General features: G+C 48.0%; 9 protein-coding genes and 5 pseudogenes. 7 read left to right on the forward strand and 7 right to left on the reverse strand.

Annotation, left to right across the window (positions count from 1 at the left end):
• Positions 1 to 53 precede the first annotated feature (53 nt).
• On the forward strand, positions 54 to 956 hold the full coding sequence (locus tag AACU55_RS10975; RefSeq protein ID WP_134707026.1) for a LysR family transcriptional regulator: 903 nt from the start codon (positions 54 to 56) through the stop codon (positions 954 to 956).
• Between the two features lie 404 nt (positions 957 to 1,360).
• Here AACU55_RS10975 and AACU55_RS10980 read toward each other — a convergent pair whose 3' ends face one another.
• Together AACU55_RS10980 and AACU55_RS10985 are read right to left on the reverse strand one after the other, a co-directional pair.
• Positions 1,361 to 2,140 (reverse strand): SDR family oxidoreductase, encoded by a 780-nt coding sequence (locus AACU55_RS10980; protein WP_134707027.1) that lies wholly within the window; start codon positions 2,138 to 2,140, stop codon positions 1,361 to 1,363.
• Positions 2,140 to 2,466 carry a nuclear transport factor 2 family protein gene (locus AACU55_RS10985; RefSeq protein WP_134707028.1) on the reverse strand — a complete coding sequence of 109 codons (327 nt, stop codon included), beginning with the start codon at positions 2,464 to 2,466 and terminating at the stop codon, positions 2,140 to 2,142. The genes AACU55_RS10980 and AACU55_RS10985 overlap by 1 nt, the downstream gene beginning before the upstream one ends.
• A gap of 90 nt (positions 2,467 to 2,556) precedes the next feature.
• On the opposite strand from AACU55_RS10985, the gene AACU55_RS10990 reads away from it, so the two are divergent.
• Positions 2,557 to 2,883 (forward strand): winged helix-turn-helix transcriptional regulator, encoded by a 327-nt coding sequence (locus AACU55_RS10990; protein WP_134707029.1) that lies wholly within the window; start codon positions 2,557 to 2,559, stop codon positions 2,881 to 2,883.
• A gap of 143 nt (positions 2,884 to 3,026) precedes the next feature.
• Here AACU55_RS10990 and AACU55_RS10995 read toward each other — a convergent pair whose 3' ends face one another.
• Complete coding sequence (locus tag AACU55_RS10995) at positions 3,027 to 3,392, reverse strand: iron-containing alcohol dehydrogenase (protein ID WP_256369602.1); 366 nt, start codon at positions 3,390 to 3,392, stop codon at positions 3,027 to 3,029.
• Positions 3,393 to 3,458: 66 nt separating this feature from the next.
• Positions 3,459 to 3,685: pseudogene (locus AACU55_RS11000) on the reverse strand (IS30-like element IS30H family transposase); the annotation flags it as partial.
• A 218-nt stretch (positions 3,686 to 3,903) separates the two neighbouring features.
• Here AACU55_RS11000 and uspF point away from each other — a divergent pair.
• From uspF to AACU55_RS11015, 3 genes and pseudogenes are all read left to right on the forward strand, one after another.
• Positions 3,904 to 4,338, forward strand: coding sequence for a universal stress protein UspF (gene uspF / locus AACU55_RS11005; protein WP_134707030.1), 435 nt, complete (start codon positions 3,904 to 3,906; stop codon positions 4,336 to 4,338).
• 1,349 nt (positions 4,339 to 5,687) lie between these two features.
• Positions 5,688 to 7,045: pseudogene (locus AACU55_RS11010) on the forward strand (hypothetical protein).
• Between the two features lie 280 nt (positions 7,046 to 7,325).
• On the forward strand, positions 7,326 to 7,976 hold the full coding sequence (locus AACU55_RS11015) for a hypothetical protein (RefSeq protein ID WP_134707031.1): 651 nt from the start codon (positions 7,326 to 7,328) through the stop codon (positions 7,974 to 7,976).
• Between the two features lie 16 nt (positions 7,977 to 7,992).
• Here the strand turns inward: AACU55_RS11015 and AACU55_RS11020 are convergent, their stop codons facing one another.
• Positions 7,993 to 8,397, reverse strand: coding sequence for a hypothetical protein (locus tag AACU55_RS11020; protein WP_134707032.1), 405 nt, complete (start codon positions 8,395 to 8,397; stop codon positions 7,993 to 7,995).
• A 110-nt stretch (positions 8,398 to 8,507) separates the two neighbouring features.
• Here AACU55_RS11020 and AACU55_RS11025 point away from each other — a divergent pair, with 110 nt between their 5' ends.
• Both AACU55_RS11025 and AACU55_RS11030 read left to right on the forward strand, forming a co-directional pair.
• Positions 8,508 to 8,858, forward strand: coding sequence for an SH3 domain-containing protein (locus AACU55_RS11025; protein ID WP_134707033.1), 351 nt, complete (start codon positions 8,508 to 8,510; stop codon positions 8,856 to 8,858).
• Positions 8,834 to 9,067: pseudogene (locus AACU55_RS11030) on the forward strand (hypothetical protein); the annotation flags it as partial. The gene AACU55_RS11025 and the pseudogene AACU55_RS11030, both read left to right, overlap by 25 nt.
• Here the strand turns inward: AACU55_RS11030 and AACU55_RS11035 are convergent.
• Positions 9,064 to 9,300: pseudogene (locus tag AACU55_RS11035) on the reverse strand (VOC family protein); the annotation flags it as partial. The pseudogenes AACU55_RS11030 and AACU55_RS11035 overlap by 4 nt on opposite strands.
• A 105-nt stretch (positions 9,301 to 9,405) precedes the next feature.
• Positions 9,406 to 9,697: pseudogene (locus AACU55_RS11040) on the reverse strand (IS4 family transposase); the annotation flags it as partial.

Consider the following 9,697-nt stretch of genomic DNA (forward strand, 5'->3'; position numbering starts at 1 on the left):
TATAACTACTCTCTAAGATTGATAATCAGGCTGGATTTCGCTTTAATTATGCCATGAAGGAACAAATAGGTTTTGAAAGACTCACGGGTCTTATCGCATTCGCTCGCGCAGGCGCGCTCGGTAGCTATACTGCCGCTGCCCGTTCGCTGACAGTCTCACCTTCAGCAATCAGTAAGAGCATTCAGCGGCTGGAAAATCATCTGGGCGTCACTTTATTTGCACGGACCACGCGTTCATTGGTTTTGACTGCGGAAGGCCGCGATCTTCACGAGCGCGTTTTACAATTACTGCAGGTTGCTGAGGACATTGAGCAGTTAGCAAAACGAAAACGCGCGGAGCCAGCAGGTACATTACGAATTTCGGCATCGTATCCGATCGGTCTGCATATGATTGCTCCTGTCATTCCACATTTCTGCACGATATACCCCAATGTGAAAATTGATCTACGATTGAGCGATCGCGTGTTAAGTCTCGTTGATGAGAATATTGATATTGCTGTCCGTCTGGGCGACCTCGCGGATTCCAATCTCCTTTCGCGTCGCCTCTCATCCTATAGGATGGGTTGTTATGCTTCTCCGGAATATCTGGCAAAATGCGCCCCCCCAAAACACCCGAATGACCTTATGGGGCATAAAACGGTCAATCTTCGTTACCAGAACACCGGGCAGCTTTTTCGCTGGCCATTCCAGGTTGGGGGCCGAGAGATTGAAATTTTGCCATCATCAAATGTCGTTGTTGATGCAAGCGAGGTCGTGCTGGCGTCAGTTGTTGCCGGTGCTGGGATAGGAATGGCGACGAGCTTTATGGCTGATTCGTGGGTAAAGAATGAAAATTTAGTTCCCCTGCTGACGGATTTTACCGTAGAGCGGCATAATATTTTTGCACTATGGCATGAAAGTCGGCGCTCGAATCCTGCTGTTCGGGCATTCCTGGATCATCTGATTGGACATTTTTAAATTCTTTTAACCAGCTTGCGTATATTCAGGTCACCAGAATGATGAATCTGTCCGCTGTGAGCGCAGGCTGTGTGAAAACCCTGACCAAAAACTGAAGGGCGCACGTCTACGCAAAATCTGGAATTGATCGACTGGTTAGTAGAGCCGAATTTTATGTATGAGCGCGGTTTTCAGCTCTGTTTTTGGCAGTTTCAGCGGCCAAAAAAGTTTTCACACAACCTGAGCGAGGAGCGGACACTAGCGAAGAAGAGAATGGGAGAGTGGTATCGCCCAGCAGTATCGTCTAAGACTTCATAGAAAAGCCACTTACGTGGCTTTGAGTTGAGTTCCTGGTTCTGGCTCCTTTACCTTGGAGGGCGCAAGCCTATCATTCGCTACCAGCAGGAGCCGATTAAGATACTTGTCTATACAGTCGGGATGGTGCCGCCATCTATCACATATTCAGTGCCGGTGATGGCGGCAGCATAAGATGACGCGAGGAAGGCAATGAGATTAGCCACCTCAATGGGTTTTGAAGGGCGCCCCAGCGGAATACCCCCGAGTGCCTTCATGATGATCTGCTTACCGCCTTCGTAATCCGTTCCAGCCTGCTGCGCCAGTCGTTCCGCCATTGCCACCGAAGCTTCGGTTTCTATCCAGCCGGGCGCGATGCGAATCACCCGAACTCCCTTCGGCGATACCTCTTTCGACAGGCTTTTGCTGTACGCTGACAGCGCCGCTTTCGCTGCCGCGTAGCCGGTGGTGGATTCCGGTAACGGCAGTTCACGCTGGATAGAGGTGACGTGAATGATCACCCCGCCTCCCTGCACCAGCATCCCTGGCAACAGCGCACGATCTAAACGTACCGCGGGCAACAGGTTAAGATTGAGTTCCTGCTGCCACTCTTCTTCGCCCAACGCCGCAAATCCCCCTCCGGGTGCGGTAGAACCGCCCGCCACATGGATGATGATGTCGACTCCTCCCAGGTGTGCCTGAACGGCCTCCGCTACTGAGGCACACCCTTTGACCGTGGTCAGGTCCGACGCCACGAAGGCATCTGCAATACATTCCGTGGGCGCGTGGCGTGCGGTTGTTAACACCCTGGCCCCCTGCTGTTTTAACAGCCCGACCACCGCTTTACCGACGCCTTTGGTACCCGCAGTAACCAGCACGCGTTTACCCTGGAAATCAAGATCCAATGACATTAGATAATCTCCATGGTGTTGATGTTGTCGCCGATCAGGCCGAAAGAATGATCAAGCTTTACCGGGCTACCGGGAAAGTTACCGACGACGTTCGAGGTGACCGTCACCCGGTCGCCTTCGTTAAGAACCTTAATTGGCTCAACGCTGTAGTCAAACGTGGCCTGCGCGGCACGTTGCCATGCTGCGATCGCCACGTGCCCCTGATAGGTTTTATTTTCGTCGGTTACGACGGCATCGACGGTAAAACAATCCTTAACTCTGGCGATATCTGCACCATTGCTGATAGAGAAATAGGTAGAAATAGCGTGCGGTAATGTGAATGACATGGCCCAGTACTCCCGTTATTTACAGTACTGTTATATTCAACATAGACTGTGAAATTGACAAGTACGCACGAAAAAGTGAGTTACTGAATTATGAGTAAGTTATATAACCCGGAATCTGCCGCCAGCGGTGTGGAATATGTCCTGAGACTGCTGGAAGGTCGCTGGAAATTGATCATTCTTTTTCATCTTTTTGACGGGAAGATACAGCGCTATTCAGATTTTGAAAAACTGATCCCCGGCATTTCGCAGAAGATGCTGGCACAGCAACTGAGACAGCTGGAAGCCGATGGGATCGTGTCGCGGACGGTGTATCCTCAGGTGCCGCCGAAAGTGGAATATCGGCTCACTGAATGGGGGCAAGCGCTGTGCCCTGCTCTCGATGCCATGCTGAAATGGGCGGAAAAACGCGAGGTTTAATCAGCCTAAAAGCTTAGTCGATGAAGACATGACTTAATTCAGATGATTAAGGGACACAGTCTGGCTGCAGGTCTCCTGCAGCCAGGCCTTAATTCATTTACGGTGAAGGTTTTTCGGGCCCATCGTCGCGCAGTTATCTAACGTTACTCTTCGCCTTCATAAGCCTGACGATAGAGTTCAATGACCTGCTCTTTAGTCGCTTTGCGCGGGTTCGTTAACTGGCAGACATCTTTTTTCGCATTCTCGGCCATGATGGCAAAATCTTCAGGTTTGACGCACAGGCTTTTCAGATCGCGAGGAATGCCAACCTGCCTGCTCAGGCGGCGAATGGCTTTAATGGCTTTAATGGCTTTAATGGCTTTAACCGCAGCCTCATCGGTAGAGAGCCCGGCCACGTTTTCCCCCATGGTCTCTGCAATATCGCGGAAGCGATTAAGGTTGCCAATCAAGTTAAAGTACTCAACATAAGGCAGCAGAATGGCATTACATACCCCATGGGGTAGTTTTATCTAAACTCGATTTATTCAATAAAACCGTTGTGACACTGCCGTTTTAAGCTGGCTACAGCAGGCAGGGCTGAATGCCGTGCTTACACCAGCACAGATTTCCTCACGCTCACCCAGTGTTAAGTGAGCCACAGCCCGCCTGCGTTCGTTGGGTTTTATCCTTTCGGTGTCTCTTAGCATGGTGAAAATGGTTCCTGGTTTCGACTCCAGAAATTTAGCTATTTCCTAAACCCCTTCCCATTTTTCCTGAGCTCAAAAACCGACGTTTTCTCCTTGGCTGTAAATGTTCGCTTCATCAATAATCCTTCGCAACAGCACATTTTCGCGTATGTGTTACATTGATAAATTGAATCTACAGCGGCTTTTTTTAATATGTCCCGTTCGTCACCGGCCTTAAGGTATGTTTCATCTTCGATAAAGACTGAAACAGCATCCAAATTTGGTAGCAGGTACACATTTTTTTAATTGTAAACAGTTTATTCTCAGCTGAACAAAATAATATAGGAGATCTAAAGTGTACAATTCAATTCTGGTCCCCATCGATATTTCTGAAACAGAACTGACTCGCCAGGTCATCCCCTTTGTTCAGACGCACGCTTTAATGAATACCGCCAAAGTACATTTTCTCACGGTTATACCCTCGTTACCGTATTATTCAACATTGGGTCTGGCCTATTCGCTTGAAATGCCGAAAATGAAAGAAATACAGCATGCTGCGTTATCAAAACTGGATGAGCTTACTAAGCAATTCAAATTGCCCGCCGAAAAGATCCAAACCCATGTGGTAACCGGATCGCCAAAGGATCAAATCCTCAAGCTCGCCGATTCGATTGATGCGGATTTAATCATCATTGCCTCCCATCGGCCCGATATCTCTACCTATCTGTTAGGTTCAAACGCTGCAGCAGTTGTGAGACACGCCAGATGTCCTGTCCTGGTCGTTCGGTAACGGGGTTTGAAATCCAATGGAACGAAAACGTATGTTAGTCAAGTAACTGGCTGATATATCGAAACATAATGGACATAGAAAAAAGCTCTTAAAATGGCGTCTTTTTAATCGAAAAAAGGTATTTAACGGACAGCATTGTCTACTAATCGATTTTTCAGACGTTAATTTTTCGCTTACAGTACGTTTTCGTACGGTTGGCCCTCAAACCATAATCCAACAATTCGCGGTAAGAAATTGATTATATTAAGTAATAATTATCTGGTGGTGAGAAACGTTAGTTAGTTTCATGCTGTTCATGTCAGCAGCTCTGAAGGATTGATTGATCTGCTATGATCTCAAATCGGACCATGCCCACGCATATTCGACTCGTGCCAGAAATGACCCGATTGTCGACTCTACAGACCCAGGACACTGGAAATACCCGTACCCCATCGGCTAAATTTGTATATATAATTAACATTTGCCTATGGGTTAGTTCAAGAAGTAAATGGCAAACATTTAATGAATATAAATTTCTTTGCGTGAGGACGCATTAAATCAAATCTGATGGTGAAAGGCCCATGCTGGTATAATCAAGTGGGAGATATTAGTCGCACGGGCTCCCATGTTTCTGATGTAGGGTCCATCAATTTATATAAGCGATCGATAGCCAACACCCCCTCACGAAACAAAGCAGAGCTGTTAATAATCGTTTAATCTTTTAATTTAGGTACTTGAGGTATTTCCTTTACTATAATAGATGCCCTTTGGTACTCCTGTGCCAAAAGCGGAGGTTACCTCTCGGGGGCACTAAAGATTGGCCTTGGCTATTATGATAAATTCATTCAACTGTCAGGGTTCAATTAGGGTGAGAAAAATGCTCTTGGAAAAGCTGAAAACACTTGAATGCAGTCTTCACGGTGCCCGGCGGAGACGATAGCATCTCTGGCGGGCGAATTAAGTCCAACGATCATTCTTAACAGTGATATCCGGCTGCTCAGCATAGGAGAGTACTGCGCCGGCAGCCGAGTATCCCTACGTTCTTCTTGCTGGCTGTATTCTGACAGGGGGCGATGGGAGCTGGCTTTCCATCAGGGAACACAAGTTTGGCAATGACACGCTAAAAAACCACCAGCCCAAAAGCCAATGTCAGCTCCTCGCTTAAAACTGGCTGTCATGCAGTGCTTCATCATTATGTTAAATTCCAATCATTCAACTGCATGTTCTTTTTCCTCAAAAAATTCCAGTACAGGCTTTCCTCTCCTCTGGAACTCTTATCTAGCTTCGTTATGCAGTAAAAGAGATGATCACCAAAAACGCCGCATCGCTAAGTGTGTTTTAAAGCCGTTGTGCAGGAACAGGAGATAAACATGGTCATGAAGCTCATTAGAAAAAAAGCTCCACGGGGTGCCCTGAAACGCTGGCTAACAGAGGAAGAAGAAACTGCTGTTAAAAATATCTTCGGCCACAAGCAGGCGCGCAATGCGCAGGATCGTGCATTGGCGGAACACGTTATCCTTGAAATGCGTGAGAGTGAACTCTGGCTGCAGTGCAGCTGCATCGCCGGCGACACGCCCGCGCTCAACAGTGCCAAGCTGATGTCTGAAACCCAGACGCTGTTCCTGTCAGGATTTGGTCACAGTCATGATCCGTCCTGTCCGATGTTCCGGGTCTTTAAAGGCGATGAGGATGCCACCCGTTCAGGAACCCGGCAAGCTGCCGGCAGCAAGCGCCTCAATTACCGAGATTTTTTACCCGCCGACGAGTCGGAAACGACCATTAAAGCGTCGGGCAAGCCGGTGACGGCAGGCGATGACCGAACCCGGCGCAAACGCCGTCCCCGCCTTGCGCGCCTCCTCCTGACGCTCATTGAGGATGCGGGACTGAACACCTTCAGCCCGGTCAGCCCGCTGCCTAACCAGACGGCCAGAATCTGGCTTGACGCCCTCGCGGCCTCAGCGGATGCGCAGGAGTTTATCCGCGGCCGCCGGCTTTCGGAAATCGTGCGCTTTCAGCCAGCGATGGGCGAAGCTGCTCAGGAAAGGCTGATGCTGGCACTGGAGCGCCCGGACACAAACTGGCCTGCTGGCAAAGCCCGGGTTTTTTATCAAATATTCATGTCGGACCTGGTCAGCCGTGAGCACGTAACCTTTGCGTGGAACGGCGGTGAACGCACGTTCGCCCCGGAGAAAAGTGTCAGCATCAACGGAGAGTCGCAGGAAGGCGTGAGGCCGCCTTACTGGGTGACCCTGGCCTTTCGGCGCGGGGCTGAGGGTTCGGTAATATGCAGTGAAGGATATGCGCACGCCCGGTACCGGTAGACAGCGGACTGGAGCGGCAAACGCTGGAAGGGATAGCAGAAGTGGTCAGATGGCTCAAAGGCAAAGCGGGCGACCTCACCCTGCTGAAACCCCTGTTTGATATTGAGGTGGATGTCGAGGAAGAGAAAGGCTATGTGCTGCCGGATTTTATCATTCAGGCCATAACGCCAGATGGCCGGGAGCATAGCGTGATCATTGAGGCGATGGGATACACCGATGATGAGTACTGCGAGCGTAAAGCCGAGCAGCATAAAGGGATGCGCACGTTGGGAACGTTACAAACCGATCCGCCACGCTGGCCACAGGAAGTAGACAAGCGCTTTACCAACCATTTGTACGGGGTCATGCTGAATCTGGAAGGTGTGAAAACGAGTGATGAGACCCAGACTCTAATGCCGCCCACTTAAAGGAATTGCGCACTTTGGGTTTAAATCTTCATCCGGGGAAACGCCTTTAGTAAGCTTGGTAAAAATTCCGGATTTTTCAGCCGTGAACGAACGTTCCCTGAGGGCAACACTGGCAAAGAGTTAACCGATAATTACTTAAAGCAAGTCTTGAAAAGTAGGAGAAATTACGTCTACACTGACATGAAGAATTATTGAACACATGCTCAATGTGTCATTAATTACTGCGCTCACATGACAAATATCGGCATTCAATTTTAAACTTGATGTTTAAAGAGAAAATATGAAGATTAAAACATTACTCACATTAGTGGCGATAATTATATCTAGCAATGCCGTCAGCAAGGAAAGCAAAACTGATGATGTGTTAGAACTTAATAATGCAACCGTTTTATTAAAACTTAACGATGCCAGTAAGGTACAAGTAAAAACGTGTGATGAATATGTCTCCTTGCGTAAGGCAGGGAAAAAAATTGTTGGATATCCAGGTCGCGATCTTCAGGAGTTAGGTGAGGCAACCCGAAACTTAGACGAATGCTTCATGAAAGCTTACGCCACAGCGAAGGGGTGGCAAGACGTTAGCGCAACAACACAGCCTGTAAGTATCAAGGATATTGTTGAGCATTTTCCTGCTGAACTTGCCATGAAAACGTTGAGCACTTTTGATATAAAAGCCAAAACTATCAGTGATACGGCGACGGACTGGAGCATGACAGATAATGGGGCGTACATTTCAAAAACAAATAAAGTGGGTTACTTCCCTTTTACCACTCATAATTATGTCGATCAAAAAGGTACTGTGCATCTATTCCTCACACTGGCGAACTTTAAAAACCCAGAGGATGTTTGGGACTTTACGAGTTATCAGGTCATATCTCAAACCTCGCCGGTTTGGGACGTTAATAAAATAGACGTTAACAGCCCTCTAAAATAAACATTAAGTTTTATTATTATTTTTTGATCTGCTCAACCGTTGCAGCTTGTTCAATATTATTGCTGTCACCATGACCTAAGGCTTGATGATAAGTATTTCTAAAAGGTAGAGCTAAAGCAGCATCAATATTTGCCAGTAAGTGACCGATCCCTACAGTAGGATTGCCATCTCCGTCAGCATAAATATTATTAACAAAGCCCTCGTGATTTTTCAGATTTGTTACACACATTGACATATACACCCCATTATAGCTTTTGGCTGTTGGGATATTAATAGTCCTTTCGGGGCCAATATCGGTCTGCTTACCTGCATTACCACCAGCGGTTACCGTGCCGGGGTCGGTATAACTATGAATGGGGCCGTATGGGGTATCATGATCACCCCAGCCTGGACCGGAGTTCGTTGGATCTGTATCGGGCATATAAATTCCTCCTGGAAGATAAAGATTATTACTGTGTGTATTCGGGTCTTCCCCTGTTGTGGTGGCTATTGTAGGATTTTGGCTGTTCACCGAACAATGGGAGATGCCACTTGAATAATGCTGCTGTTGTTATCAGAAATTACACTTCTGCTTTTCCTGACCCCATTTCGATAACGAAGAATGATACTGTCGTTATCAGCCATTGTGACCTTGAATATCAGGGGTGGGTATGGATAACACTCCCCTCAGGCAGAGCCGGATGGGCTCCCCAACAAATATTTTCTCCCCTAAGTTCTAATGAAGTTACCTGTCTTGAAGACTACACGGCCCTTGAATTATCAGTCAGGTCCAGCGAGAAAATTACTGTCATCAAGTCTCTTAATGGCTGGTACTGGGCGCTTAAACACTCTGGAGAGTCTGGTTGGGTGCCAGAAGAATGTGTAAATCTTTTAAGTATCTAATCAACCCGGAGCACTTTCATGGACGAAAAATCCTTATCCTTAACCTGTCCGCACCGTGGCAAGTTCAATCGCTTTCTCTTGATGAAAAATCCGGTTCTGTGACGGTCATTGTCGGCATTGCTGGGCACGCACAACTAACCTGCCCAACCTGCGGTAAATCCTGCTCCATACATGATCACCGGCGGCGCAAATGGCGTCACCTTGACACCCGCCCGCCACACTGATTGCCGACAAACGCCTCCTGTCTGTCGTTTGAGGCGCGTGCCAGAAGAAGGTTACAGTCGCTTTTCGGGTTCGGTGTCACAACTACCCAGCGCTTACCTGGCTGAGGTGTGTCTTCGACAAGCGTAAATCCAAGCTTGCTTGTATAGTACTCAATCGCCCGATCGTAATCGTCTACAACGATAGCCACATATCCCATCCATCTTTTCTGCGTTCTCAAAATCCACTCCTGTCGTTTTAGAATAAACATGCCGGTCACTTGTATTTATCATAATCCCCGTATTGCGCCTGTAACTAAAAAACCCGCATAAGCGGCTAATGCCGGTCACTTAAGGTGACCGGCATTGTTTTTTAAGGGATATTTCGACCTTTTTTCTCTCACTTCCCTGGCATATTCACGCTCACGCCTAGAGGCCAGTTTGAGCATCGCTGCGTTGCTGTAAAAATGCTTCAGATGACCCGGGATGGCTCCCGCTGATGCCCACGGCAGCCCGATTAACAACCGTAATATCTCCGACACTGCACCGCTAAAACTCAGCTGATAAGGCAGATAATCTCCCTTCAGGCTGAACGCCATCTTGATCATCTGGTAACGAATAAGGTTATAACTCAGCAGG

This window comes from Rahnella sp. CJA17(1/100) (assembly GCF_963881615.1).
Taxonomy (GTDB): Bacteria; Pseudomonadota; Gammaproteobacteria; order Enterobacterales; family Enterobacteriaceae; genus Rahnella; species Rahnella aceris.